Source organism: Bradyrhizobium sp. ISRA442, from assembly GCF_038085055.1.
Lineage (GTDB): Bacteria > Pseudomonadota > Alphaproteobacteria > Rhizobiales > Xanthobacteraceae > Bradyrhizobium.
Genome location: NZ_JALGCN010000013.1, coordinates 1 through 25,943, shown reverse-complemented (window position 1 = coordinate 25,943; position 25,943 = coordinate 1). Strand labels below are relative to the sequence as shown.

Genomic DNA, 25,943 nt, shown 5'->3' with positions numbered 1-25,943 from the left:
TCAGGACTTGCCTTTCAGAAATCCGATGCGGCCGTAGAGCGCATCGCTTGCCAGCACGAAGACAAAGATGACGCCCTGGAGCACCAGCACGGAGGCATCGGGTAGCCCCAGGCGGCGTTGCAACAGCCCGCCGCTGGCGCTGATGCCGCCGAGCAGGATCGCTACAGGGATAATCGCGAGCGGATTTTGCCTCGCCAGGAATGCGACGAGAATGCCGGTGAAGCCGTAACCCGCGGCGAGATTGGCATTGGTGCGCCCTTGCACGGCTGCGACCTCGACCATGCCCGCAAGGCCAGCGGCGCCGCCGGCGAGGAAGCAGATCGTCAAAATGAGCTTGCTGACGCCGAGGCCAACGATCTTCGCGGCGCGGATGTTGCCGCCGGCGACCCGCGCGGCGAAGCCGAACACGGTGTGATATATCAGGATGTAGGCGGCGATGGCCGCGATCAATCCGAAGACGAGACCCCAATGCACGTCCGTGCCGGGGATCGTGCCGATCATGTTGGCGGCGCCGATCTCGCGGGTTGAGGGCTTGTTGAGGCTGGCGGGGTCCCGCATCACGCCTTCGACGAGATGATTGAGGATCGCGAGCGCGATATAGACGAGCAGCAGGCTTGAGATCGTCTCGTTGACGCCGCGATATTGACGCAGCGCGCCCGACAGCGTGATCCACAAGCCGCCGCCGATCGCGCCGGCGCAGACCATGGCGATCTGGATCGCGAGCGGGGGCAGGCCTTGCAGCGCCAACGCGGCGCTGGTCGCCGACAGCGCGCCGATCAGGAGCGCGCCCTCGCCGCCGATGATGACCATGCCGAGTTGCGCCGGCAGTGCCGTGCAGAGCGCGGTAAGGATCAGGGGCGCCGCGCGCGTCAGCGTGTTCTGCCAGGAGAACCAGGTGCCGAAGGCGCCCTGATACATATAGAAATAGAGATCGAGCGGGTTTTTGCCGAACAGCGCGACGAAAACGCCGAACACCGCGAGCGCGCCGACGAGCGCCGCGCCCGGGATTAGGACATACTCGATGGTCGCGCCGTGGCGCTGGAGAAATCCCGCATCAGCGGCCGGGGCGACGGCCCCGACCGCACCGACGGGATCCGCCGCTTCCGTTGTCACGAAGTCGCTCCGATCACGCCTTCGACGAGATAGTCCATCTTCTCGAGCTCGGGATCCTGCTGGCCGCGATCTGTGCCGGCCGCGATCACCGTCTTGCCCTTGTTGTCCACGATCGGCCCCTTGAAGATGGTGTAGGCACCCGCAGCGAGCTTGGCCTTGATGTCGTCGGCATGTTTGCGTGCTTCCGCCGACACCGCTTCGCCATAGGGCGAGACCTTGACGATCTCTTCCTTCAGGCCGCCGCGGTAGAAGTTCGGGATCTCCTGGCCGGCGGCGATCATCTTGACGAACTTGGGATAGAGCGCTTCCCAATTCCACTCGGCACCGGTGAGATAGGCTTTCGGTGCGAGTGCCGACTGGTTGGTGTGATAGCCGCAGACGAAGGCGCCGCGGCGCGCCGCGTTCTCGACCATGGTCTTCGGACCGTCGACATGGCAGGTCAGCACGTCGACGCCTTGGTCGATCAGGCTGTTGGTGGCCTCGGCTTCCTTGACCGGCATCGACCAGTCGCCGGTGAAGATCACCTGCGTCGTGGCCCTCGGGTTGGCGAGCTTGGCGCCGAGCGTGAAGGCGTTAATGTTGCGCAGCACCTGTGGGATCGGCTTCGCGGCGACGAAGCCGAGCTTGCCGCTCTTGGAGGTGTAGCCGGCAACGATGCCGGAGATATACTGCGCCTCGTCGATGTAGCCGAAATAGCTGCCGGCGTTCTTCGGGTCCTTGTCGCTCCAAAGGCCGCCGCAGTGCTCGAAGCGCAGCTTCGGGTACTTGCTGGCCATCTTGACCATGTGCGGATTGTAGTAACCGAACGAGGTCGGGAAGAGCAGGGTGGCGCCATCGAGATTGATCATGGACTCGATCGTCTTCTCGACGGCGTCGGTCTCCGGCACCTTCTCTTCCTCGATGATCTTCAGCCCAGGAATCTTCTTCAGCGCCGCCGCGCCTTGCGCGTGCGCCTGGTTGTAGCCGTAGTCGTCGCGTGAACCGACATAGATGAACCCGATGGTCGTCTCGGCCGCGAAGGCCGGGCGTGCGCCGACCGCCGCGCCGAGGGTAAGCGCCGCGCCGCCTTGCAACAGATGCCGTCGTGAAATCCTGCCAAAATCCATTGGATGCTCCCTTGGGGGATGGACCGCCCCGATCTCTGGCGGCTGCGCCGGTCTGGCGGAGCCCGGAACAAGGTGTCGCAAGCTTCGTGCCAGAGGCTATCAGGCGAGCATTCGGATTTAATATAATGATATTGCTGCAAAAAATTCCATGTCTGAATCTTTGGCAGAGAAGTGTGTGGTTATTATTTGGGCAGTATTCCATAGTTGTATGCAAGGGAGTTAAGCAGCGTTAACCGGCTGCTGAGTGTGTATCGCGTTGGCTGAGCGGTCTGCCGGCCGCGGCAACCGTGCTAACCAGTCATCGACTGGGGCGGGCGCCGGCCACGGATTTTTCGCTGGCACCGAACTTGTATCGATTGTCACCAGGACTTGCGCCTCGGCGCAGTCCCCAGGATGGGAAGCTTGACCGAGATGGCTGCTGGTACCGCCGTTCAGGATGCATCGCTCGGCGAAGAGATCGTCCGTCGCATCAACGAGCTTGCTGCGATCTCGGAGGAGACGGGCAAGCTCACGCGCATCTATCTCAGCAAGGAGCTGCGCGCGGCCGCGGACCTCATCCTCGGCTGGATGCGCGAGGCCGGCATGAGCGCCCGTCTCGACGCGATCGGAAACGTCTGCGGCCGCTACGAGGGCGCGCGGCCAGGCGCACCTTGCCTGATGCTGGGCTCGCACTACGATACGGTGCGCGACGCCGGCAAATGGGATGGGCCGCTGGGCGTCATCACGGCGATCGCCTGCGTCGCCGACCTCAATCGTCGCGGCAAGCGCCTGCCGTTCGCGATCGAGGTTATTGGATTCGCCGACGAAGAGGGCGTGCGCTTCGCCTCGACATTGCTCGGCAGCCGCGCGGTGGCCGGGACTTTCGATAAAAGCGTCTTGAGTGCGCGTGACCGTGACGGCGTCTCGATGCGCGAGGCGCTCGTGCAGTTCGGCCTCGATCCCGACCATATCGGCGCCGCCGCGCGCGCACGACGCGAGCTGCTCGCCTATCTCGAGCTGCACATCGAGCAAGGGCCTGTGCTGGAAGCGCGGCACCTGCCTGTCGGCGTGGTCACCGCGATTGCCGGCGCGACGCGGCTCGCGGCGCGGCTCACCGGCATGGCAGGTCACGCCGGGACGGTGCCGATGGCGCTGCGGCGTGACGCCCTGACCGGCGCAGCCGAGTGCATCGGCGCGATCGAGCAGTTCTGCCGCACCGACGAGGATGGGCTGGTCGGCACCGTCGGCTATCTCCAGGCGAGGCCGGGTGCGACCAATGTCATTCCAGGCGAGGTGTCGTTCACCATCGACATGCGCGCGCCGACCGACATGCATCGCAAGCGCGCGGTGGCCGAAATCGTCCGCCAGATTGAGGCGATCACAAAGCGCCGGCAACTCGCGCTGCAGCTCGACATCACCCATGAGAACCGCACCGCGCCTTGCGCGCCGTGGCTGAAGGCGCAGATCGCGGAGGCGATCGGAGCCGAAGGCTGCCAGGTGTTCGAACTGGCGAGCGGCGCCGGCCACGACGGCATGGCCATGATCGACATCGCCGACGTCGCCATGATCTTCGTACGCTGCCGCGGCGGCATCAGCCATCACCCTGATGAGCATGTCGAGCTCGCCGACGCCGATGCCGGTGCCCGCGTGCTGCTCAGGGTGATCGAGAATTTCCGACCGCGGGAAGGGCATGCCGACGCGGGATGACGATGGCCCGCAAGTTACCATCCCGCAAGTCATCGGGTAGAGATACGAATCAAGCTTGTTTAGGGTGCTGACGGCCAGCCTTCGAGATCACACGACATCATCCGATCACGAATATGAACAGCGACATTTCCTTTCCATCCGATCGCGCAAATCGATTTTACCAAGGCGTAGCGGCGACCTGGATCGCCAACGCGCTTCAGGCGGTGAATTTTCTCGGTGATCGTTTCCTGAGAGAGTCGCATCATTTGTCCTCGGCGATCGAGGACCTCTACCGGTCCTCGATGAACAAGGCGTTTTCTGTGACCGAGTCCTTCCTCGTCACGGGAGCGCCGCATGCATCCGCCTATTACCCGCGCGACTTCGCCTGGTTCTATCCCGACGTGCTCGATCCCGAAACCATCATGGATTCGCAGGACGCGATCCGGCGCGTTCGTTTGCTCGAAAAGAGCGTCCGCCTGATGCTGGAGGCGGTTCGCGCCAACGTCGTCACGACGACCATCGTCCCGGCAGGCCGCGCGCGGTATCTCGGCGTGAACTACTTTTCACGCCCCTCGGACACGCTGCTGGGCATCCTTGCCGGTCTGCAACAGATGATAAGCGCCGACCGGAGGGAAACGTCCTATCTGGCGATGTCACAATGCGCCCATGCCGGCCGTCTGCTGCTGGCCGAATACGGCATCGACCTGAAGCGCGCGATATTGCGGCTCGCAAGTGAGCTGGAGCCGTTCGATCGTTATGGCGTCAGGTATTTGCTTTGCGATGACACCGCACCTCGTTCCGCGGCAACGGACACCCGCGCTGAACGCAGGCGTTTCGTGACCAACGCATGCGTCTACACGACGTTTGTGTGGGGCGTGCAACTCGGAGTCATCGACGGATGCGAGCTGAAGCCGCTGCTCGGGCGCGAGCTCTCGCAATACAAGCAAGACCTGCTCCGTCTGTTCGGCAAGGAGGGCTATATCAGGCATTCCCTCGATGGCCCGGCGGGTGCGCCGGCATCTTCCGTCGCCCTGGATTTCGTCAATGTGCATCACGGGTTTTGGGATCTGAGCGAGGCGCGCGAACGCGAGCTGTTCGCAGCCACGACTGATCTGATTATCGCCGAACCGCGCTTTCGCATACCCGGGACATTCCACTTCCTGGTGTCCGCGGATAATCCACGGAACAAGGTGATCCACAAGATTGCGGCTCCCGCCTACCAGGGACGTTCCTCCTGGCCGACGTTCAACGTCGAATTTGCCGATCGCATGCTGGATTACGATGAATTCTCAGGAAGCGATGTCTATCGGTCCTACGCCCAGGGGATATTAAAGGACATTCGTACCGCGACCGAGGTCCACGGCGGATATCAGGAGCTGTTGTCGGAGGAAGGTCTGAAATACCGCACCTGGGCCTATCGGGGAGCCGTGGCTCACTCCTGGTTTCCCCGCTTCCTGTCCGTCTGGAGCAGGGCGTTCGGAACGCCGCTGCTCCATTGGAATGACTGACCCGCCGGGGCGATGTCTCCCGTGCCGGCCGAGACGCCGGACCCGCCCGAGTGCCGTCGCAAGATGAGCGGCAGCAATCCGCCGACGCGCAGAGTCGCGCATTCGAGGTTGGTTTCTACCGCGGCAATCGCAACAAAGCAGTCGATCTCGGCGTCGTCTCGCAAGATGCGAATGGTGATCGCCGCGCGCGGCTTGAGCATTTTGGAGGGCGCGTCGATCTCGAGCCTGTCGTCCGGCCTTAAGCCCAGCGTTTGCGGTCGGCGATCCGGCGGCAACCGCAGCGGCAAGATGCCCATCCCGATCAGATTTGAGCGGTGGATACGCTCGAAGCTCGTCGCAAGCACGGCGCGCGCGCCGAGCAGCGCGACGCCCTTCGCAGCCCAGTCGCGCGAGGAGCCCATGCCGTAACGCTCGCCGGCCACGATGACAACCGGGCGCTTCTCCGCCGCATAGCGCTCGGCGGCAAGCCGGAGCGAGACGCGCTCGCCGGAGGCGGCGAGGATCGTCTGTCCCGCCGGCAGGTCGGGGCCGAGGAGGTTGTGCACGCTCTTGTTGGTAAAGAGCCCACGCAGCATCACCTCCCAGTTCCCCCGGCGCGCGGCGAAGACGTTGAGGTCGTTTGGATCCTCGCCGCGTGCGACGAGGTAGCGGGCCGCCTCGCTATTCGCCGCGATCGCGCCCGCGGGCGAGATGTGATCTGTCGTAATGTCGTCGCCGAGCACCAGGAGCGGCGTCGCCGCGTAGTGTCCGAGGCGCGTTCCGGAGCCGAAGTCCGCAAATGGCGGGCGGCGGATATAGGTGGAGGCGTCGTCCCAGGGAAACAGCGCCGCGCCGGGAGCTTCGAACGCGGCCCAATCGGCGCTTGCTTCCGCGGCGTCATAGGCACCGGAGTAGTCGCTCGCGTCGCGCGCGATCGCCAGCGCGGCATCGATCTCGCGACCCGTCGGCCAGATGTCGGCGAGGCGCACCTCGATGCCGGCCGTATCGTGCGCGATCGGATCGCGCAGGATGTCGCGCGCGACATCGCCGGCCAGCGCGAAGGCGACGACCAGCGGAGGCGAAGCGAGAAACGCGTGCTCGATCTGGGCATGCACGCGGCCGGGAAAATTGCGGTTGCCTGACAGCACGGCGACCGGCGTCATTTGCTGTTCCGCCATGGCGCGGGCCATGCGCGGCGCCAGCGGGCCGGAATTGCCGATGCAGGTCGTGCAGCCATAGCCGACGATGCCGAAGCCGAGCACCGCGAGATCGTCGAGCAGGCCGGCGCGCCGCAAGTAGCGCTCCGCGGTCGGCGAGCCGGGGGCGAGCGATGTTTTCACCCAGACGGGCGGCTTGAGCCCGAGGCTGCGCGCCTTGCGGGCGAGGAGACCCGCGGCGATCAGGAGCCTCGGATCCGACGTGTTGGTGCAGCTCGTGATCGCGGCAATCGCGACCGCACCATCGGCCGGCGGGCTTGCGCGATCCGCATCAGTGCCTGCAAAGCGGCGTTCCAGCGACAGCGCTTCGGCGGTATTGCCGGCCGCGATACGATCCTGCGGTCGGCGCGGGCCGGCGAGGCTCACCTCGACCGCGTCGAGATCGATGCTGATCGTCTCGGTGTAGCGCGGCGTCGCCTCGGGATCGAACCAGAGCTTTTGATGGCGCGCATAGGCTTCCACCAGGGCGAGCTGTTCGCGCGACCGGCCGGTCTGCCCGAGATAGTCGAGCGTCCGACCGTCGATCGGGAAGTAGCCGGAGTTGGCGCCGAACTCCGGCGTCATGTTGGCGATGACGGCGCGGTCGCCAGCCGAGAGCGCGGAGACGCCGGGTCCGAAGAACTCGACGAAACGGTCGGCGAGATCAACCTGCCGCAAGCGCGCGGTGACGGTCAGCGCAAGATCGGTCGCCAGCACGCCCTCACGCGGGCGTCCGGTCAGGCGAACGCCGACGACATCGGGCACGCGCATCGTCACAGGCATGCCGAACATCACGCTTTCGGCCTCGAGCCCGCCGACGCCCCAGGCAAGCACGCCGATCCCGTTGATCATGGGTGTGTGGCTGTCGGTGCCGATCAGCGTGTCGGGAACGGCCCATGTCTCGCCGTTGCGGCTCGACGTCGTGACGACGCTTGCCAGCCGTTCGAGGTTCAGCGTGTGCATGATGCCGGTGCCGGGCGGATGCACGCGTACACCGCTCAGCGCCTGGCTCGCCCATTTCATGAAGCGATACCGCTCGCCATTGCGTGTGAGTTCATGCGCCATGTTACGCGCTATGGCGTCCGGCTGCGCAAACACGTCGACGCCGAGCGAGTGATCGGTCGATATGTCGACCGGGAGCACCGGATTGAGGCGGGTCGGATCGCCGCCGGCTTCGGCAAGTGACGCGCGCAAGCCCGCGATATCCACCAGCGCAGGCCCGCAGGTCGTGTCGTGCATGAGTATGCGCGACGGCTGGAAGGCGATCTCGCTCTCGCTGCGTCCACTGGCGAGCCACCCGAGGATGGCGGCAACCGATTCATCGCGGTCGTCGCCGCTGTTGCGCAGGACGTTTTCGAGCAGGATGCGCAGGATCACGGGCAGGCGAGGGAGATCCTCGGCCGCTACGGCCGCCATGTCGGCAATGCGATAGGTCTGCGACCCGCTCAGCAGCGTTGCGAAATCGATCATCGTTAGGACCTGACCGTGCAGTCAGGCGTGTTGCTCGGCCGGTTGCGTCTGTGCCTCGTCGGCGCTTTCCATCCTGGCGAACCAGGTCATCAGGAACGACACGAACAATAACCCGCTGAGGAACAGCAGCCCGCCATAGGTGCTGCCGGTCCAATCCTTGATTGCGCCGATGGCGTAGGGGCCGGCGAAGCCGCCGAGATTGCCGATGGAGTTGATCGCCGCGATCGACACGGCCGCGGTCGAGCGCGTCAGGAACAGGCCGGGCAACGACCAGAACGGCGACTTGAAGGCGTAGATGCCGGCGAGCGAGAGCGAGATCAGCGTCATCGCAATCGCCGGCTGGACCACAAGGCCGGTCAGCGCGAGCGCGATTGCGCCCCACAATAGCGGAATCGCTGAATGCCTTTGCCGTTCGCCGGTCCGGTCAGAGTTGCGTGACCACAGCACCATCACCACGGTTGCAAACGCGTAAGGCAGCATCGCGACGAGACCGACTTCAAAATTGGTCAGCGTCGAAGAGAGGCCCTTAATGATCTGCGGCATCCAGAGCCCGATGCCGAGATTGCCGACCTGGTAGATAAAATAGATCACCGACAGGAACAGCACTTTCGGGTTGGTGATCGCGGCGATGATGCCGAGATGCTGAACATTGCGACGGCCGGTCCGATCCTTGCGCAGCTCTTCCGTGAGCCAGTCGCGTTCCTGCGGCGTGAGCCACTTCGCCTGCTCGGGCCGATCGGTCATGATGAAAAAGTTGACGATACCGGCGACGATGGCGGGGCCACCTTCCAGCAGCAGCATCCAGCGCCAGCCGCTCAAGCCGAAGCCGGCGACGTGGTCCATGATCCAGGTGCTCAGGGGCGCGCCGATCAGATAGGACACAGGGATGGCCGCCGTGAACAGTGCAACCGTCGTCGCCTGCTCCTTGGCGCGGAACCAGTAAGTCAGGTAGATGATGATGCCGGGGAAGAACCCGGCTTCGGCAACGCCAAGAAGAAAGCGCAGGACGTAGAGCTGCGTCGCGCTCTGCACGAAGGCGCTTGCGGTAGCGACGACGCCCCAGCTAATCAGGATACGCGAGATCCAGACACGCGCGCTGTATTTGTTGAGGGCGACGTTGCTCGGCACCTCGAACAGAAAATAGCCGATGAAGAAGATGCCGGCGGCGAAGCCGAAGGCTTCGCTGGACAGCGTGAGTTCCTTGTTCATCTGGAGTGCCGCGTAGCCGATATTGGCGCGGTCGAGATAGGAGATCACGTAGAGGCCGAAGCAATAAGGCACGATGCGCCAGAACACCTTGCGCGCGGTGGATTGCTCGATGGTCGCTGCCGTGGCGGACATTGGCGTTCCCTTGCTGCGATTCCTTGGGGCTTTCAGGCAACGCCAACCTCCCCCCACAGGCGGCGCCTTGTGGGGATGTATGCATTTTATAGTATAAAATGCAATAGTGCCGCTTTCAGACCTTCGGGACCTTGATCAGGCCGGCGCCCTCGATGTGGACGCGAAGGAAGTCCGAGGCTTCCTGGTGCAGGCCTTTTTCCAGCAATGTCAGGATGTTGATGTGCTCGCGGCACTGGATGGGCAGGCGACTGCGGTCCACCGTGATGTGGTACTCCACCAGCCGACGCAGCCGGTTCACGCGCTTCACGGCATCAAGAAAGAACGGATTGCGCGCGCAGCCGACCAGCATCTCGTGGAACTCGGCATTGGCAGCAAAAATCTCCGAGCGCGACGCGCGCTTGTAGCCGCCGTCGAGCAGCCATTGCTGCTGCTCGCGCGCGGCCGCGAACGCCGCGCGATCAATCTCGAAGCTCGGCAGCAGCAGTGCCTGCGGCTCCAGCGCGACGCGCAACTGATAGCCCTGCTGATAGCTCTCGCGCGAGGTGAGAAGCGGGCCGAATGCCCAGCCATTGCCGGGCAGGCGCTCGATCCAGCCTTCATCGGCTATTTTTGTGAGGATCTTCAAAAGACGCGTGCGTGAGAGGCCGTAGCGGCGCATCAGCTCGTTCTCGCTGATTTTGTCCGGCAGCTTTCCCGCAAGGCGGTCCTCGGCGATGGCAAAGTACCATTCATCCTCGCGCTCCGGCTCGGTGTCCTCCGCCTCCGGCAGGTCGGGAAGCTCAGCGGCGCTCTTGACCAGGAAGAAGCCGCGATTGGGCTCGGAGCGGACAACCTGCATGTCTTCGAGGATTTGCAGCGCCGCGTTGATCGGCGCGCGCGAGACGCGCAGCGCATCCGCCAGCGTCTGGCTCGGCAGATGCTGCTCGGCCTGAAGGCCGTTGGCGCGGATGTAGTCGAGGATCCGCGCCGTCATCTGGGTCGCGAGATTGGGACGTGGCATTGGCCGACTCGGGTTGGTCCTGATGTGAAGAGATGTCGCTTACCAGCACGCGCGGCACAAGCGTCGCCGGGCGTTCTTGCGTCTTGTCCAGAGTTGTGTTTTAAAAAATAAAAAACAATATGGGGGATTAACGCCTATGGATTTTATTGCGGGCCCGGAGTCGTCAATCCACGCTGAGGATGCGCCTCTATCGCGGCGCACGCTCGCGCGCCTCCTCGCCGTCGGCACCTTCGCGACCGCATGGTCCGGCGTACCGGTGCTCTCTCAAACGCGGAAGTCCCATCCGGAGAACAGCATGATCGAAGGCTCACGCTCATTCGTCTATGTCGGGGCGCGCACCACCAGAGAGCGCAATGCCCGTGGCGACGGGCTCAATGTCTACGCGATGGACAATGCCACCGGCACCTGGCGCCACGTCCAGCTTCTCGGCGACCTCGTCAATCCATCGTTTCTCGCCTTCGACCGGACGCGCCGTTTCCTCTACACGGTGCATGGCGACCTCAGCGACATCTCGGCGATGGCGATCGATGCTGTGAGCGGCAAGCTCGCCGTGATCAATCGGCAGAGTACGGAAGGAAAGAACCCCGTCCATCTCGCGATCGATCCGACCAACCGCTTCGTGGTGGTCGCCAATCACATCACTTCGACGCTTGCGCTGCTGTCGCGGCAGGACGACGGCTCGCTCGGCGTCGTAATCGACCTCGTCAAGCTGGAAGGCAAGATCGGGCCGCATCGCGTAGAGCAGCCGTTCGCCAAGCCGCATCAGGTCGAGTTCGATCCATCGGGCGCGTTCATTGTGGTGCCGGACAAGGGGCTCGACCTTGTCTTCACCTACAGGATTGATGCCGAGAAGGGAAAGCTCGTCCTTGCCACGAAACCTGTGCAGGCGCGCGAGGGAGCCGGTCCACGTCATGTTGCGTTCCATCCGGGCGGGCGGCTCACCTACGTCATCAACGAGCTCGATTCGACTGTCACCGGCTACCGCTTCGATCCGGCAACCGGCGCCCTTGCGCCGTTCCAGATCGTCTCCGCGGTGCCTGATGCCTTTACCGGCAACAGCCGCGCGGCCGAGATCGCAGTGTCGGGCGATGGACGCTTCGTTTACGCCTCCAGTCGCGGCGACGACAGTATCGCGGTCTTCGCCGTCGACGCTGCGAGCGGACGACTGACGCCTGTTGACTGGAGCGCAAGTGGTGGAAAAACACCGCGCTTCTTCGCGCTCGGGCCTACAGGCAAATTCCTGTTCGTGGCGAATGAAGACAGCGACGCCGTCGTGCTCTTCGAGCGCGATGCCGACAGCGGCCGCCTCGTCAGGACGGACCGAACCGTCCAGGTTGGAAGTCCTGTCTGCATTCTCTTCGGCATGCCCGCATAGGCGACTTGCGAGCGGTCACAAGAGCGCGGCAGCGGCCAGCCTTCATGCGGCGACGTCCAGCAGTCGGCACGATCCCCGCACCAGGACCTTGCGTCCGGTCGGCGTCAATGCCGGCACGCCGTCGTCGATGACGACGAGACCGAGCTTGGCGAGTCCTTCGACGACATACGCCTTCGAGAGGTGACCAGTCGATGCCGGATTGCGAAGCGCCTTCAGTGCTTCCCATTGGTCCGATGAAAGGTCGAAGTCGACGTCGTTGCTCATGCTGCCTCAAGCGATAGTATCGTTCGCGGGCACCACTTAACTGCGGTGCATGAAGACCATGCGACGACATTGAGTCCGGAATTCGGTGGGGCGTTTAGAACGTCTCTTCACAAATTGCCGCAGTTCATTGCACCACAAGTGTTAAGATCGTTCGTGGACGAAGATCGTTCCGCTCTTTGATCACTAATTGCTGATCTGCAATTGATGTTGCGCTGCGAATTGCCGCGGTGCACAGGAAACGCCGTGTCCCATTCTGCGTCGCGATGTGCACAGAAATCCGAGACGCGTTGTTCAAGACTCTGTTACGGTGATATCAGGGAATGGCTTCACACGCGGCAGGAGTGGAGTGCATGAACAGGCTGGTAGAGATTCGCAGTCAGGAGTCCCTCTGTCGGGTGCGTGCTGCGCTCGATTCGGAGCGCCGGGGTTTCTGGCTCGCGCAGGCCGAGGAATGGAAACAGCGCGCGCTGGACGAAATTGCCGATCACTTCCGGGAGTGCAACCTCGCGCACGCCGAGTTGATGCGGGGCTGAGCGCCGGCCTTGTGTTTTCCGCTGACGCGATCGCGGCTTACTGATACGTCGCCACGATATCGGACACCGCGCGCTCGAGCTGCTGCGCAGTGGCGCATTGACGCACCACGCTGCAGAAAGTCGCGTAGCGGGGCATCTCGGAATCGCCAAAACCCCAGGCGAGGCGTCCTTCGGGATTGAGCCAGACCAGCCGTTTCGAGCGTTCGGAGATGCGGCGCAAGATGTCGGCGCGGGGATCGAGATTGTTGCTGCGGGCGTCGCCGAGCACGATGACCGTGGTTTGCGGCGTCAGCGTGCTCATCCACTCCTTCTCGAAATCGACGAGCGCGGAGCCGTAGTCCGACGAGCCGAAGCCGACCTTGGACATGATCTCGGCCATGGCGTCTTCGGGCGACTTCGTCTCCAGGATGTCGCTGACCTCGATCAGGTGCGAGGAGAAGGCGAAGGAGCGGACGTCGTCGACCACTTCATGCAGGGAATGGATCAGGAGCAGGAAGAAATCCGATACCTGCGCGACCGAGCCCGAGACGTCGCAGAGCGCAACGATCTTCGGCCGGTCGCGGTGCTTGCGCTTCCAGGCGGTGAGGAAGGGCACGCCGCCCCAGGCGGCATTGCGGCGCAACGTGCGGCGCACGTCCAGATGGCCGCGGCGCTGGCGCTTGCGCGGCTTCGAATAGCGCTCGCGCAGGCGCCGCGCGATCCGGCGGATCAGCGCGCGCATTTCCTCGACCTGCCGCCGCTCGATGCGCGCGAGCGGCGCGTTGCGCAGGATCTCGTTGCGGAGATTCTCGGCCTCCTCGCGGGCGTAGAGCGCCAGCCCCTGCGACACCGTATCGCGGACTGCTTCGCGCAAGCCGTCGAGGGCGGCGCGCAGGCGTTCGGCCAGCGAGGGGTTGGTCGCGGTCAATTCATCGAGGTCGTCGCGCAGCCGCTGCAGGCCCATGGCATCGAGGATGCGGCTTGAGAAGATCCCGCGCTGGGTGGAGTAGCGGATGTCGGATAGCGAGGCCGCGCCAGCGGCGCTGGCGATCGCCGCGGCGATCGCATTGCGGTCCTGCGACAGCAGCATCTGTGCGAGCGAGCCCAGTCCCTCGGGAGGTTCACTGCCGCCCGCGTCGCTGGCCACACCGGACGAGGGAGATTGATCCGCCTCTTGCGCTGAATCGCCGTTACCGGCCCCGGCTTGCTCCTGCCGGGGTTCCGGCTGGCTGAAGAACAGATCGAAGCAGTCGCCGAGCGCGAGTTTCTCGTCCTGCGACTTGGCGAGTGTCAATAGCAGCGCATCGCGCAAGACGTCGCGGTCGGAGAAGCCAACCTGGGCGACCGCGCGCATCGCATCGATGCTTTCGGCAGGCGAGACATGGACGCCGGCGCCGCGTGCCGCTCGAAAGAAACGATGGAGGTTCTCGCGCATCGGCGTCAACCGAAGACGTTGGACCGCGCCGCCTTGGCAATGAAAGTCGTAACTTGGGGCGCCGCCGCCTCGATATCGGCCTCGTATTTCAAGAGCACGTTGAGCGTGTCCTTGACGATCTCGGTATCGAGCTCGGCGGCCTGGAGCAGCACCAGCACGCGCGCCCAGTCGATGGTTTCGCTGACGGAGGGCAGCTTCTTCAGGTCGAGCGTGCGGATCTCGTGGATGAAGCCGACCATCTGCCGGCGCAGCGTTTGCGAGATGCCGGGCACGCGGCTCTCGACGATGCGCTCCTCGAGCCGCTGCTCAGGGAAGCCGATATGCAGGTGCAGGCAGCGCCGCTTCAAGGCGTCGCCGAGATCACGCTCGCTGTTGGAGGTGAGGATGACCGTCGGCGGTGTGATCGCGGAGACTGTGCCGAGCTCGGGAATCGTGACCTGGAAATCGGACAGGATCTCCAGCAGCAGCGATTCGAACTCGGCATCCGACTTGTCGATCTCGTCGATCAACAGGACGCAGCCGCCGGGCTGCTCCAGCGCCTGGAGCAGTGGCCGCGGCTCGACGAATTCCTTGGAGAAGAACACGTCGCCGAAGTCGTGGAGCTGGTCGAGCGCGGCGTGCAAGGTCTGCGCGCCGCCGAGCACTTCGCCCAACTTGTCCTTGAGGATCTGGGTATAGAGAAGCTGCTTTGCATACTTCCACTCGTAGAGGGCCTTGGCCTCGTCGAGGCCTTCGTAGCATTGCAGGCGGACCATCTTCATGCCGCGCCAAGCGGCGATGGCCTTGGCAAGCTCGGTCTTGCCGACACCCGCGGGGCCTTCGACCAGGATCGGCTTCTCGATCTGTTGCGACAAATAGACGGCGGTCGCGATCTGACGGCTCGCGATGTAGCCCTGCGCGGCGAGGCCGCTCTCCACTGCCTCGATCGAGGTCGAGGCCTTCTGATCAGCCACGAATGGGCGCTCCCAAAGGTCTTGCTTGCGGCTTGTTCTGCCTGCGTTCCCGGCAAAGAACAAGCCTCGTTTGGGAGGAGCCAGATCCGCGCGAGCGGGTGATTTTCCGCTTAGCGCAAATAGATCACGGGGAGAAATACGCCCCGTCAGTGCCGCAGCACCTCCGGTTTGTGGAGAGTCTGCCTGAGCTCGGCGCCGCAATCGGCGCATTCATAGACGAAGTCGATCGTAGCAAGACTCCAATGCGGCTCGACCTCGCGCACGTACATTGGCAGGAACCCCATGCAGGTCGGGCAATTCACGGGCGCGATATCGATATCCTGATGATGCTGTACATAGGCTGGCATCTCGGGTCTCCTTCGCAGACAACCACCGAACCCCGCGCAGAAGGTACTGCCGAGCGCCCCGATACCGTCATCAACTCTTTCGAACAGAGCTGGAACGATGGGCGTTTGTCGTTCGCTGTGACATTCTTGTTACGTCCCTGTACTGTAACGGGCGGATTAAATGCCTATTTCACGGCCCGAACCGCTGATCCGATCCTCAACTCCAACAATAAGGGAGCAACGCCCATGACGCATGCTATTCGTTTTCACAAGACCGGTGGTCCGGAAGTCCTGGTCTGGGAGGAGGTCAGCGTCGGCAAGCCCGGACCGGGCGAAGCGCGTATCCGTCACACCGCCGTGGGTCTCAACTTCGTCGACATCTACAACCGCTCGGGCCTTTACCCGGCGCAATTGCCGAGCGGGCTCGGCAGCGAGGCGGCCGGCGTCGTCGAGGAAGTCGGCTCCGGCGTCACGGACCTGAAACCCGGCGATCGTGTCGCTTATGGCGCCTCGCCGCTCGGCGCCTATTCCGAGGCGCGGCTGATTCCCGCGGATCGGCTGCTGAAGCTGCCTGACGGCGTCGACGACAAGACCGCGGCGGCGATGATGCTCAAGGGCCTCACCACGCAATATCTGATCCGGCAGACCTATCGCGTGAAAGCCGGCGACACCATCTTGCTCCATGCCGCGGCCGGCGGTGTCGGAACGATCCTGAGCCAGTGGGCCAAGCGTCTCGGCGCCACGGTGATCGGCACGGTCAGCAACGACGAGAAGGCCAAGCTCGCCAAGGCGCATGGCTGCGACCATGTCATCATCTACACGCGCGAGGATTTCGTGAAACGGGTCGACGAGATCACCGGCGGCAAGAAGGTGCCGGTGGTCTACGATTCCGTCGGCAAGGACACGTTCTTGAAGTCGCTGGACTGCCTCGCGCCGCTCGGCGTCGCGGCGCTGTTCGGCCAGTCCTCCGGCGCGGTCGAGCCGCTCAATCTCGGCCTTCTCGCGCAGAAGGGATCGCTCTACGTCACCCGGCCGACGCTGTTCACCTACGCCGCCAAGCGCGAGAATCTCGTGGCGATGGCCAATGAGTTATTCGACGTCGTCAAGTCCGGCGCGGTCAAGATCGAGGTACACCAGACCTATCCGCTGAAGGACGCCGCCAAGGCGCATGCCGATCTTGCTGCCCGCAAGACGACGGGATCGACCGTGCTCCTGGTGTGAGGTCCGATCGCACGATGACGCAGGCGTTCGACGCCTGCGTCACGTCCGTTCATGCTTGCGCAGGTCGCGGGCATGATCGAGGTGGATCGCCTGGAGGTCGATCTCGTCAGGTGGAACCCGGGGAAGGGCGGCCTCAGTCAGGATGGCCTCGGTCACGTCTTCGACCGAGCTATCCGCGATCTCGTGAATGAAGGAAATGTTGCTGTATTCACCCGAGGCGACGCGCGAGATGACCTCGCGCCGCGTGATCTCGGGATCGACGATCGCTTCGCGGCCGCGTCGCCCATAGTCGATCATCACGACGAAATATTGCATCAAATTGTCCCTGCCGCGGCCTGCGTGGCGCGAGCTTGCGGCAGAGTGTTTCCGAAAAACGGAATTTGGTCAAGCGCGATTTCCAAGAATCGGAAATCGGCGCCAGTTTCCGCTTACCTGCCCTTCTTGCGCGGACGCGCGGATTTCGCCCGCAGCCGCTCGAGCTGGCCCTTGGGCATCGAAAGGCATATCTCACCGACCCACTCCAGCTTGACGCCGACGATCGGCTTGGCGTTGAAGCTGGTGAGGTTGACCACGGACGGGCTTTTGCCGCGCTCGATGGTCTTGAGATAGCGTTCGCCGGTCTTGAGCCGGACCACGGCCTCCTCGCCGTAGAAGCTCGACAGCGGATAGCGCTGGTCCTTGTAGACCACGATCACGTCGCCGCTCTCGTATTTTGGCAGCATCGAATCTCCGACGATCTCGAAGGCGACGGTTTCTTCCATGATCGGAAAAGGCAGCACGATCTCGCCTAGCCCCTCCGGCGGAACCTGCTCGAAATCCGGCTCGATCACGGCGCCGGCGCCGACCCGGCCCATGATCGGCGCAAGATTCAGTTCCAGGTATTCCATGATCGGCAGAATTTCCGACGCTTTCACCAGGCGTTCGCCGCCGAGGATTTCCGACACCGCACCCGGGCGCACCCCCATCGCCGCCGCGAGCCCGCCCTTGCTCTTGCCCGTCTTCTCCAGACCCCGCTCGATCATCGCAACGTCCAACATGGTGATTCCCTCGATTGCCCATGGCCTCGTCTCTTCTAATCCGAAATTCGGAATTGATGCAATTATGAATATCAGAATTATCACTTGACTTGAGCTTCGGAATACCGGAATGTGTGTTCGCCATCCCGGCCGTGCGGCCGGAGAGGGGCGCATCACAGGACAGCAGCATGGAACCGGGCAATTGGACGTCGGAGCACTCCGACGCGCTTCGCGACTATTTTCTCAAGGGCATGTCTTATGCGGAGATCGGAAGAGAAATTAACTCAAGATTCGGAACGGCTTATACGCGCAATGCGGTGGTCGGCCGCGCCAAGCGGCTCGGGCTCGCCGCGCCCTCGCGAATGAAGAGTCCATCGATCGTCCCGACCTTTCCCGGCGAGCCCTGTCCGTTTCTACCGCGGCCGCAGGCGTTGCAGAGTTGGAGCGTGCCGCCGAAATCAGCGACGAAGCCGGCCGGGCCGGTGAAATTGCGCTGCGTGGGCATCAAGCCGCGCCTGATCTCGCTGCTCGAACTTACGCCGGGCGACTGCCGCTATCCCTATGGCGGCGACAAGGACGAAGAGGAGATCACTTTCTGCGGTCATCCCCGGCAGCCTGGCGCGAGCTATTGCACGCCGCATTTTCATCTGACGCGCGGGCCCGGCACGGGCGCGCGCGCCACGGGCCCCGTCGTGCTGAGGCTCGTTTCAGCCGCCTGACGGCCGTCGTTTCCATCGTCAATTTCTCAAGGAGTGTCCGCGTGATACGCGCCAGACGCAACAAGTCCTACAGGTTGGCAAAGCTCTACGATCGGCGCGCGTGCGATCTGCCGTTCAATGCCGAAGTGGCCGAAATCGAGGTCGATGATCCCTTGGCGCTCGAACCGGGCGAGAAGATCGTCGCGATGCGCTCGATCCGCAGTGATCCGCTCGGCCGGCTCTATTCCCATCACCAGATCGACGAGGCGCAATACCGCGGTGGTCGCGCCTTCCAGAACGACTGGGAGCGGGCGGAGCGTGGTCCCCAGGCGGTAGATCCGACCCGCGAATATGTCGACGGCGTGCGCATGCGCGAGGCGGTTACCGAGAGTCAGCGTCAGGCGGTGCTGCGGCTGAACCGCGTCGAGCGCGAACTCGGCACCGACGGTGCCGCGCTGGTGCACGACGTGCTGGTCCTGGGCCTGACCATGGATCAGATCGGGCAGCGCCGCGCCGTGCGCAGCCAGCGCTGGAACGACTATTTCGCGCGGCGGTTCCGCGAATGTCTCGACCGGCTTGCGCTGGTCTACGGCTTTGCGACGGAAACGGGAACGCCGCGCGCGGAAAGGCGCCGATGAGAGCGGCAGGCCGCCGGCGTGCCCGTTCGCCGCCTACGGATGCGGCGCGATCTGGTACGGCGTCGCATAAGGCTCGACGCGGAGCGAGGCGTTGGCCAGGAGCCCGATCTTGGCGGTCGGTGCCTGCTGCAACTCGCCGTTCTGGCCGCGACGCACGTTGTACTGCCAGACGGTGAGGTCGCCCTTCTGCGCCAGCGCGTGCGCAACGGCGCTCGCATCATTGCCGCCGAGTGTCTGCAGCTCCTCGGCTGACAATCCTACGATGATTTCGTCCTTCATGGTGACGATCTTGAAGAGGTTCATTTTGGTCTCCTGCGCCCATGCGACGGGTATCCAGAGAGTGAGGAGCGCAACCGTGGTGCCCTTGATGACATCGCAGCGAGAAAGCATGCCGTCGTCCTTTGGTGCTGAGGCGCGCCCGAATCGAAGAGGTCAGTCAGCCATGGCGCCCGTGATCTGCGTGGCCGTTTCGCAACGGCTTGGTCGTCCGAACTTGAATGGCGGTTCACGGATTGGAAAATATCGGGATCGATGAACCGTGACGCGGCGAGCGGAGGCCAAGGTGGGGCTTCAAGGGGACGCGTCAAATGAAACTGATCGGTTGCGAGATCGACTTTCGTTTCGTCGGCGATGCAACCGTCCAAGATCGGACTCAACAATTACGTGTATATCCTGAAGAAGCGGGCGCGGGTCGGCCCAGGGCTTCGACAATCCCGATCGGAAGCGATCTCTCAAGTCGATTGCGAACCGCAGCTCTGTTCACATTCAGACACAAAGCCAAGAGCAATGCCACGGCATTGAGGTCGATCAAGGCGGGCGTGTGCAGCGATGCCGCTTCTTGACGCAGGTGGGTGACGTCGATGCATATTCCTGTTATCCGGAATTGCCGTGGTGCGATGCTGGCGAGGCGTCGCTGCGCTGATGGTTTGGCTTGCCTGAGGGGTTGTTTCTTGGCATAGTTGCAACCGATCGGCCATCCGCTTGGATGTGCGGTTTAGCGTACCAATCTCCTGAGGTGCCCCCGGCCGAGAATCCTTCGCCGCGATGGCGTTCGATTCTCGAGCCAGACCGCGACGTACGACCAACGAAGGCCGACCCCTGTCATAGGTGCGAGATGAAGAACTTCAATTTCGCGGCTGAATTGCACCTCAAGCTCGGCGCGCCCGCAAGCAGTACCGTCGAAAGCCTGCGCCTGCTGCGTGCGTTTCTGAAGCTTGCGCCCCGGCAGCGTTTTGAGGTCATCAAGCTCGTCGAAGACCTCGCCACTGACGAATCCCTCCCCGAGCGTCCCCTCTCGTAAGGCAGGCGACGCGCCGGCGCCGCGCCTGTCCTTGGGTTCGTGCCGCCGTATAGCCGGGCCGCCCGATTGCGCCTGGCGCCGGGTCTGGCCGCTGGAAGCCGATGCGCCAAGTGTGATAATCAGTAAGAAAAAGAGGGAGGAGTGCGACATGATCGAACCGAAGATCGAAGTTCCGGCCGAATTGCGCGACTTGGCCGAGAAGACGATCGACCAGGCGGAAAAGGCATTCGGCATGTTTTTCGAAGCCGCCACCAAATCGATGTCGACGGTGCCGGGCGCGGGCACGGAGGTGTCGAAGCAGGCGCTCGCGTTCACCGAGCAGAACATGAAGTCGGCGTTCGAGCATGCACGCAAGCTCGTTCATGCCACCGACCTTCAGGAAGCCATGCAGATCCAGTCCGAATTCCTGCGCAGCCAGTTCACCAGTGCCGGCGACCATATGCGCCAAATGACCGGCAGCTTCATGCAGTCCGGCAAGGGTAAGTCCTGAGTCAGCCGCCGCCTGCGCAAATCCCTGTCGGTTCAACCGGCAGGGATTTGCATTTCCGGCAGTGGCAAAGCATCGTACTCAGCCGCAGCACGATCCCGGGAACTGTGAGAGATCAATGCGGGCAATGATCGATCGGAGCCGTCTGCGGACCGAGCGATAGAGTCGATGAAGCAGCGCCGCCGCTCCGGCCGCGGGCAGGCCAAGGCTCTCGGTATGGTACGGCATATGCCCCTCCGATGCGAGGTGGCCTTCCTATCGCGCCCAAACCGGAGGCGCCTTGATCTGGCGCAAGGCAGGTGGGCTAGTAATCGGCGGGGTTCATGATCATCGGACTGGTCGTATCGGCCGGCGCGAGCGCGCTGCTGGCGCTGTCGCGCAGGAAGCGGTCAAGCGTCGCCTGGATCTTCTCCTTGACCGCGTCCGGTCCGCGGTCGCTCATCTCCGTATGCTGCGCACCGGTATCGACGATGTCGATGCCGCGCGCCTTGGCCTCTTCCGCCGTTGGCAGGACGCCGGGGTCGGTCACGAAATTCGGATCCTTCGAGCGGAACGACAGGATCTTCAAGCGGTCGCTGAGCACGAACGGAACGCGCAGATTGTCCAGCGTGATCACCTTCGACACCAGCTCCGGATGCTGATGAGCGACATACATGGAGACGTCACCGCCGTTGGAATGGCCGACCAGCGTGATGTGATCATATTCGGCGTTCTCCTGCCGCTTCTTAAGCTCGCCGAGCACGAAAAGAATGTTAGCCTCGCAGCGGATGTAGACCTGACGCCGGCCGACATAGGGCTCTCCGACATGAGTCATCAGCGGCGGATCACTCGGCAGGTCCTGCTGGATGCTCGTGACGAGATAGCCGCGCGCCGCGAGCGCGTTGGCAAGGAACGAATACTCGGTAGCCTTCACGGTATTACCGTTGCTGATGATGGCGAGCGGGAGTTTCCAGAGGCCAAGATTGGCCTTGGTTTCGTAGTCGCGCCGCACCGCGAGGTCGACCGTGATCGGCCGCTGGCGCGCGGCATCGAACAGACTCAGCGTCTCGTGACGAATGGCGAACTTGGAGACGACGAAATATTGGCCGACGCCCAGCACGCAGAGGAAAGCCAGGATCGCAAACACCCTCTTCATGGTTCCATCTCAATCACTTTTGACTGAACATGGTCATTGGGAACTCCCGGATCGAGCGATCGTGAGCAAGCTAAGGGATTAAATTTAGGCAAGTCGGTGAGAGACGGCGCCCAAAAGGGGCTGCGCGCGGGGCGTGCAGCGCAAAAAGCTGACGCTAGGGACAGCCTGCCTAGCCGCGCTCCAGGCAGAGACGCAGCGCGCTGGAGAGCGTGAGCGCCCCTGCCAGCGTGAGAGTGAGTGCCGACCATTGCGACAGGAAGGGGACGGTGCTGGCCCGCAGGGCGGCAACAGCGCCGACGAGCTCTTGAACATCAGCCATCTCGCGCTGTCCAAGGCAGAGGCCACGCGGCGCGAGCAGCCATGTGATCTTCGAAAGTACCATCAGGCAAGACTTGGAGAACAGGCTGACGCTCGAAAGCGAGCTTGCTCTCGCCGCGGACCGTGGCGAGTTCGAACTGCTCTACCAGCCGCAGGCTCGCCTGGTCGATGGCAGCCTGGTGGGGCCGAGGCGCTCATCCGCTGGCGGCATCCTGTACGCGGCTACGTCTCGCCCGGTGAGTTCATGCCGGTGGTCAACACCTCGGCACTATCCGAGCGGATTACGAACTGGGTGATGGAGGCCGCCTGCCGGCAGGCGCGGGCCTGGGAGTTGTCCGGCCGAAATGCCCGTGTCGCAATCAACCTGTCGCCGTCGCAGCTTCACTCCGGCGATCTCGCGCATACGGTTGCGGAGCTCCTCGACGCGACGGGGCTCACGCCCTCGTTGCTCGAACTCGAGGTCACCGAGGATATCCTGCTGCTCGACGAGAGGCGTGTGCTGGACATGTTCAGGCGGATCCAGGAGCTGTGCGGAAGGGCAGGGCTATTTCTTCGGCCGGCCGATGCCCGCCGAAGCGCTTCGTCTGCGCCGCCTGAACGAACATACGCGGCGGATTCCGATCGCTAGCGCCGGCGCGCGACCGCAACGCCAAAGAGAAAGGCGACGAAGAGGCTGGCCAGAGGCGCTTCGCGCGTGATCGCCGCGACGGTTGCGAGCGGCCGGCCGGGCCTTCGCGCTTGCTCGATTGCAAAGGTGAGGCGATCGACTGCGGCGTGCAAACCGCCCGCGACTTCGCCGATCGTGCGCGACACGTCGGTTGCTGCGTCGATGGCGCGCTCGGCCATGCCGGGCTGGGGATTGGGCTGCGGTACTTCCGTGCTCAAGCTCGCGACCTCCACGCCTGACGATAAGTTTGAGACCGGCACCTTTGGCTATCCGCGCGTGCGCTCGTTTTGAACAGCGGGCCGAAAGGCCTTTGGCTATCCGCGACAGGCGCCGTCATCAACGGCGGGTGCCGGCCTTGGGCTGGCAATTCGGCGCCAGGGATTTAGTTCCAGAGCGGGGATTGGCTCCCCGTGAAACGACGGGCACGAATCTCTGTTAGGCTGGCGCCAGGCAATACCTCGAGGCACGACCTCAAGGTTCAACCTTGCTGACCCAGGAGATTGCCGTGACCGACCGGACCATGACGGATCGAGCCCGGCGCATCGCCTTGCTCGGCGCGCCCATCGACATGGGGGCTTCGCAGCGTGGCACCCTGATGGGACCTGCGGCGCTGCGTACCGCCGGCCTTACGACATTGCTCGAGAGCCTCGACTTCGAGGTCGTTGACTACGGCGATCTCTCCGTCGCCGAACTAGCGGATCTCGCTGACAGGCCGCCCGCAAAGGCCAATCACTACCGGGAGATCCAGCGCTGGACGCGCATGCTGAGCTGCCGCGGCTATGAGATCGCGCAGACCGGCGCGATCCCGATCTTTCTTGGCGGTGATCACACGTTGTCGATGGGCTCGGTCAACGCAATGGCTCGCCACTGGCGCGAGTGCGGACGTGAGCTGTTTGTGCTCTGGCTGGATGCGCATGCTGATTACAACACGCCGGAGACGACGATCACGGCCAACATGCACGGCATGTCGGCGGCTTTTTTGTGTGGCGAGCCGGGCCTCGACGGCCTGCTGGGTGAAGATCCGCGTGCCTCGATCGATCCCGACAGGCTCGATCTGTTCGGGACGCGATCGATCGACAAGCTCGAGAGGGATCTGATGCGCGCGCGCCGGATCAGGGTTGCCGACATGCGCCAGATCGACGAGTTCGGCGTCGCCGTGCTGATCCGGCGCGTGATCGAGCGCGTCAAGGTGAGAAACGGCGTGCTGCATGTCAGTTTCGATGTCGACTTTCTCGACCCTTGCGTCGCACCGGGCGTCGGCACCACGGTGCCGGGCGGGGCAACGTACCGCGAGGCACATCTGATCATGGAGCTGCTGCACGATTGCGGGCTGGTAGGGTCGGTCGACATCGTCGAGCTCAATCCATTCCTCGACGAGCGCGGGCGCACTGCTCGCACCGCCGTCGAGCTGATCGGCAGTCTGTTCGGGCAGCAGATCACCGACCGGCCCACGCCGAGCAACGCGATTGCGCCGGGCGAGTGAAACGGACCCGTTGGCCAGGCGTTGTGCGTCGCAAAGAACGGAACTGCTGTTGCCGCAAGCGGATTTAGATCAGTCCTGATCGAAATCCGCCTGCTTTTGAAACGCGGACGAATTGCAAAAGCGCTTCTCGGAAGGTCTTATGCGTGCCGAACGCCAGCCGAGGACTCACGATGAGCACAAGAAGCGCCAACGACGATCTTGCGAAGGCCTCACGCCGACGCTTCCTGCAGGGCAGTACCGCGGCGGTGAGTGGCGCTGTTCTCGGCGCAGGCGCGTCTGCGGCCGCTGAGACGGACAACCTTCCGCCCAACGTGCCCGAATGGATGAGGGCGCCGGGCGAGCCGATGGGAAGCCAGCCTTATGGCTCGCCGTCGCCATTCGAGAAAAGCGTCGTCAAGAACATCTCACCCAATCTCAAGCAATACATTTCCGCGTCGGGCCGGACACCGTTGCAGGAGCTCGACGGCATCATCACGCCGAATGGCCTGTTCTATGAGCGCCATCACGGTGGCGTCCCGACGATCGACCCCGCGCAACATCGGCTGATGCTGCACGGCCTCGTAGACCGTCCCTTGATCTTCACCATGGACGAACTGCGGCGGTTTCCGTCGGAGTCGCACATCTACTTTCTCGAATGCTCCGGCAACCCCGTCTACACGAAGCCCTACGGCAAGACGGCGTCGGATCTCGTCGGTCTCTTGAGCTGCGCGGAATGGACCGGTGTGAGCCTGAAGCTGGTGCTCCAGGAGGCCGGACTGCAGCCCGGGGCGAAATGGGTAGTCGCAGAAGGCGCCGACGCCGCCGCGCTGACCCGCAGCATCCCGATCGAGAAATGCTTGGAGGACGCGATGCTGGTCTACAGCCAGAACGGCGAGCGGCTGCGCCCGCAGCAGGGTTATCCTTTGCGGCTGTTGCTGCCAGGCCTCGAGGGCAACATGAATGTGAAATGGCTGCGGCGCCTGCATGTGACGGCGGAGCCGATCTATTCGCGCGAGGAGACCTCGAAATACACCGACCTGATGCCGGACGGCAGCGCGCGTGAATTCAGCTTCTACATGGAAGCCAAGTCGATCATCACGCGTCCCTCGGGCGGGCAGCGCCTGACAGCGGCAGGTTTCCACGAAATCACGGGCGTTGCCTGGAGTGGACACGGCAAGATCGCGCGTGTCGAGGTGTCGGTCGACAGCGGCAAGAACTGGCAGGACGCGCAATTGCAGGAGCCGGTGCTGACGCGTGCGCTGACACGCTTCCGTCTGCCCTGGCGATGGGATGGTCAGCCGGCGGTGATACAGAGCCGCGCCATCGACGAGACCGGCTATGTGCAGCCGACGCTCGCCGAGCTGCTCGCAGTGCGAGGCGACAATCACTTCTATCACAACAATGCAATCTGGCCCTGGCGAATCGCGGCGAACGGCGAGGTGGCCAATGCGCAGGCGTGAGCTTCGGTGCGTCGCGTTCGCGATCCTGATCTTGGCCTGCGTGGCGAGCGCACGGGCGCAAACCGCCTACGGCATCGGACGGCCGGCGGCGCCGACTGAGATCGCGGGCTGGAACATCGATATTGGGCGCGACGGCAGCAATCTGCCGCAGGGCCGCGGCACAGTCAGCCACGGACGCGAGGTGTTCGATCAGCAATGCGCTTCCTGCCACGGCGAGAAGGGTGAGGGCGGTGTCGGCGACCGGCTGGTCGGTGGGCAGGGGACGCTAGGAATGGCCAAGCCGATCCGGACGGTCGGT

Annotated in this window: 28 protein-coding genes and 1 pseudogene; 14 read left to right on the top strand and 15 right to left on the bottom strand. The window is 63.6% G+C overall.

Annotated elements, in window-relative coordinates; genetic code table 11:
• Nucleotides 1-1,113 (bottom strand): ABC transporter permease, encoded by a 1,113-nt coding sequence (locus tag MTR72_RS25295; protein WP_341511426.1) that lies wholly within the window; start codon nucleotides 1,111-1,113, stop codon nucleotides 1-3.
• A complete protein-coding gene (locus MTR72_RS25290; protein WP_341511425.1) occupies nucleotides 1,110-2,219 on the bottom strand; it encodes a BMP family ABC transporter substrate-binding protein in 1,110 nt (369 codons plus the stop codon). Before MTR72_RS25290 ends, MTR72_RS25295 begins: the two co-directional genes overlap by 4 nt.
• Before the next feature lie 411 nt (nucleotides 2,220-2,630).
• Between MTR72_RS25290 and MTR72_RS25285 the strand changes: the two genes are divergently transcribed.
• Nucleotides 2,631-3,905: an allantoate amidohydrolase gene (locus tag MTR72_RS25285; protein ID WP_341511539.1), complete on the top strand. Its 1,275-nt coding sequence runs from the start codon at nucleotides 2,631-2,633 to the stop codon at nucleotides 3,903-3,905.
• Nucleotides 3,906-4,018: 113 nt separating this feature from the next.
• Nucleotides 4,019-5,392 carry a hypothetical protein gene (locus MTR72_RS25280; protein WP_341511424.1) on the top strand — a complete coding sequence of 458 codons (1,374 nt, stop codon included), beginning with the start codon at nucleotides 4,019-4,021 and terminating at the stop codon, nucleotides 5,390-5,392.
• Here MTR72_RS25280 and acnA read toward each other — a convergent pair.
• From acnA to MTR72_RS25265, 3 genes are all read right to left on the bottom strand, one after another.
• Complete coding sequence (gene acnA / locus MTR72_RS25275) at nucleotides 5,317-8,037, bottom strand: aconitate hydratase AcnA (RefSeq protein WP_341511423.1); 2,721 nt, start codon at nucleotides 8,035-8,037, stop codon at nucleotides 5,317-5,319. The two genes, MTR72_RS25280 and acnA, sit on opposite strands and share 76 nt — an antisense overlap.
• 21 nt (nucleotides 8,038-8,058) lie before the next feature.
• The gene (locus tag MTR72_RS25270; RefSeq protein ID WP_341511422.1) at nucleotides 8,059-9,378 is read right to left on the bottom strand and encodes an MFS transporter; all 1,320 of its coding nucleotides are present in this window, start codon (nucleotides 9,376-9,378) and stop codon (nucleotides 8,059-8,061) included.
• 115 nt (nucleotides 9,379-9,493) lie between these two features.
• The gene (locus tag MTR72_RS25265; RefSeq protein ID WP_341511421.1) at nucleotides 9,494-10,378 is read right to left on the bottom strand and encodes a GntR family transcriptional regulator; all 885 of its coding nucleotides are present in this window, start codon (nucleotides 10,376-10,378) and stop codon (nucleotides 9,494-9,496) included.
• A 295-nt stretch (nucleotides 10,379-10,673) separates the two neighbouring features.
• On the opposite strand from MTR72_RS25265, the gene MTR72_RS25260 reads away from it, so the two are divergent.
• Nucleotides 10,674-11,753: a lactonase family protein gene (locus MTR72_RS25260; protein WP_341511420.1), complete on the top strand. Its 1,080-nt coding sequence runs from the start codon at nucleotides 10,674-10,676 to the stop codon at nucleotides 11,751-11,753.
• A gap of 42 nt (nucleotides 11,754-11,795) precedes the next feature.
• On the opposite strand, the gene MTR72_RS25255 is transcribed toward MTR72_RS25260, so the two are convergent.
• Nucleotides 11,796-12,017: a hypothetical protein gene (locus MTR72_RS25255; protein ID WP_280969564.1), complete on the bottom strand. Its 222-nt coding sequence runs from the start codon at nucleotides 12,015-12,017 to the stop codon at nucleotides 11,796-11,798.
• Between the two features lie 350 nt (nucleotides 12,018-12,367).
• Here MTR72_RS25255 and MTR72_RS25250 point away from each other — a divergent pair, with 350 nt between their 5' ends.
• Nucleotides 12,368-12,550, top strand: coding sequence for a hypothetical protein (locus MTR72_RS25250; protein WP_280969565.1), 183 nt, complete (start codon nucleotides 12,368-12,370; stop codon nucleotides 12,548-12,550).
• Between the two features lie 37 nt (nucleotides 12,551-12,587).
• Here MTR72_RS25250 and MTR72_RS25245 read toward each other — a convergent pair whose 3' ends face one another.
• The 3 genes from MTR72_RS25245 to MTR72_RS25235 form a co-directional block, all read right to left on the bottom strand.
• Nucleotides 12,588-13,964, bottom strand: coding sequence for a vWA domain-containing protein (locus MTR72_RS25245; protein WP_341511419.1), 1,377 nt, complete (start codon nucleotides 13,962-13,964; stop codon nucleotides 12,588-12,590).
• Nucleotides 13,965-13,969: 5 nt separating this feature from the next.
• On the bottom strand, nucleotides 13,970-14,917 hold the full coding sequence (locus MTR72_RS25240; RefSeq protein ID WP_341511418.1) for an AAA family ATPase: 948 nt from the start codon (nucleotides 14,915-14,917) through the stop codon (nucleotides 13,970-13,972).
• Between the two features lie 146 nt (nucleotides 14,918-15,063).
• Nucleotides 15,064-15,264: a hypothetical protein gene (locus tag MTR72_RS25235; protein WP_280969568.1), complete on the bottom strand. Its 201-nt coding sequence runs from the start codon at nucleotides 15,262-15,264 to the stop codon at nucleotides 15,064-15,066.
• 225 nt (nucleotides 15,265-15,489) lie between these two features.
• On the opposite strand from MTR72_RS25235, the gene MTR72_RS25230 reads away from it, so the two are divergent.
• On the top strand, nucleotides 15,490-16,464 hold the full coding sequence (locus MTR72_RS25230; RefSeq protein WP_341511417.1) for a quinone oxidoreductase family protein: 975 nt from the start codon (nucleotides 15,490-15,492) through the stop codon (nucleotides 16,462-16,464).
• Between the two features lie 39 nt (nucleotides 16,465-16,503).
• On the opposite strand, the gene MTR72_RS25225 is transcribed toward MTR72_RS25230, so the two are convergent.
• Together MTR72_RS25225 and MTR72_RS25220 are read right to left on the bottom strand one after the other, a co-directional pair.
• Nucleotides 16,504-16,779: a hypothetical protein gene (locus tag MTR72_RS25225; RefSeq protein WP_341511416.1), complete on the bottom strand. Its 276-nt coding sequence runs from the start codon at nucleotides 16,777-16,779 to the stop codon at nucleotides 16,504-16,506.
• Between the two features lie 113 nt (nucleotides 16,780-16,892).
• Entirely contained in the window at nucleotides 16,893-17,501 is a 609-nt protein-coding gene (locus MTR72_RS25220) for a S24 family peptidase (RefSeq protein WP_279376023.1), read from the bottom strand.
• A 167-nt stretch (nucleotides 17,502-17,668) separates the two neighbouring features.
• Between MTR72_RS25220 and MTR72_RS25215 the strand changes: the two genes are divergently transcribed.
• Together MTR72_RS25215 and MTR72_RS25210 are read left to right on the top strand one after the other, a co-directional pair.
• Nucleotides 17,669-18,199 (top strand): GcrA family cell cycle regulator, encoded by a 531-nt coding sequence (locus MTR72_RS25215; RefSeq protein ID WP_341511415.1) that lies wholly within the window; start codon nucleotides 17,669-17,671, stop codon nucleotides 18,197-18,199.
• 41 nt (nucleotides 18,200-18,240) lie between these two features.
• Complete coding sequence (locus tag MTR72_RS25210) at nucleotides 18,241-18,816, top strand: hypothetical protein (protein ID WP_341511414.1); 576 nt, start codon at nucleotides 18,241-18,243, stop codon at nucleotides 18,814-18,816.
• 33 nt (nucleotides 18,817-18,849) lie between these two features.
• Here the strand turns inward: MTR72_RS25210 and MTR72_RS25205 are convergent, their stop codons facing one another.
• Nucleotides 18,850-19,206, bottom strand: coding sequence for a hypothetical protein (locus MTR72_RS25205; protein WP_280969573.1), 357 nt, complete (start codon nucleotides 19,204-19,206; stop codon nucleotides 18,850-18,852).
• Nucleotides 19,207-19,403: 197 nt separating this feature from the next.
• On the opposite strand from MTR72_RS25205, the gene MTR72_RS25200 reads away from it, so the two are divergent.
• The 3 genes from MTR72_RS25200 to MTR72_RS25190 all read left to right on the top strand — a co-directional run bounded on the left by MTR72_RS25200 (nucleotide 19,404) and on the right by MTR72_RS25190 (nucleotide 20,606).
• Entirely contained in the window at nucleotides 19,404-19,658 is a 255-nt protein-coding gene (locus tag MTR72_RS25200; RefSeq protein ID WP_341511413.1) for a hypothetical protein, read from the top strand.
• Nucleotides 19,659-19,930: 272 nt separating this feature from the next.
• The gene (locus tag MTR72_RS25195) at nucleotides 19,931-20,116 is read left to right on the top strand and encodes a hypothetical protein (protein ID WP_280969574.1); all 186 of its coding nucleotides are present in this window, start codon (nucleotides 19,931-19,933) and stop codon (nucleotides 20,114-20,116) included.
• Nucleotides 20,117-20,264: 148 nt separating this feature from the next.
• On the top strand, nucleotides 20,265-20,606 hold the full coding sequence (locus MTR72_RS25190; RefSeq protein ID WP_341511412.1) for a phasin: 342 nt from the start codon (nucleotides 20,265-20,267) through the stop codon (nucleotides 20,604-20,606).
• Between the two features lie 301 nt (nucleotides 20,607-20,907).
• On the opposite strand, the gene MTR72_RS25185 is transcribed toward MTR72_RS25190, so the two are convergent.
• On the bottom strand, nucleotides 20,908-21,738 hold the full coding sequence (locus tag MTR72_RS25185; RefSeq protein WP_341511411.1) for an alpha/beta fold hydrolase: 831 nt from the start codon (nucleotides 21,736-21,738) through the stop codon (nucleotides 20,908-20,910).
• 169 nt (nucleotides 21,739-21,907) lie between these two features.
• A complete protein-coding gene (locus tag MTR72_RS25180; protein WP_341511546.1) occupies nucleotides 21,908-22,057 on the bottom strand; it encodes a hypothetical protein in 150 nt (49 codons plus the stop codon).
• Between MTR72_RS25180 and MTR72_RS25175 the strand changes: the two are divergent.
• Nucleotides 22,013-22,585 (top strand): annotated as a pseudogene (locus MTR72_RS25175) (EAL domain-containing protein); the annotation flags it as partial. The gene MTR72_RS25180 and the pseudogene MTR72_RS25175 overlap by 45 nt on opposite strands.
• Before the next feature lie 95 nt (nucleotides 22,586-22,680).
• Here MTR72_RS25175 and MTR72_RS25170 read toward each other — a convergent pair.
• A complete protein-coding gene (locus MTR72_RS25170; RefSeq protein WP_280969577.1) occupies nucleotides 22,681-22,941 on the bottom strand; it encodes a hypothetical protein in 261 nt (86 codons plus the stop codon).
• A 287-nt stretch (nucleotides 22,942-23,228) separates the two neighbouring features.
• Between MTR72_RS25170 and rocF the strand changes: the two genes are divergently transcribed.
• The 3 genes from rocF to MTR72_RS25155 all read left to right on the top strand — a co-directional run.
• Nucleotides 23,229-24,206: an arginase gene (rocF, locus tag MTR72_RS25165; RefSeq protein ID WP_280969578.1), complete on the top strand. Its 978-nt coding sequence runs from the start codon at nucleotides 23,229-23,231 to the stop codon at nucleotides 24,204-24,206.
• A 170-nt stretch (nucleotides 24,207-24,376) separates the two neighbouring features.
• Nucleotides 24,377-25,645: a sulfite dehydrogenase gene (gene soxC / locus MTR72_RS25160; protein WP_341511410.1), complete on the top strand. Its 1,269-nt coding sequence runs from the start codon at nucleotides 24,377-24,379 to the stop codon at nucleotides 25,643-25,645.
• The coding region (locus MTR72_RS25155) for a c-type cytochrome (protein ID WP_341511409.1) at nucleotides 25,632-25,943 on the top strand (312 nt) is incomplete at its 3' end. The genes soxC and MTR72_RS25155, both read left to right, overlap by 14 nt.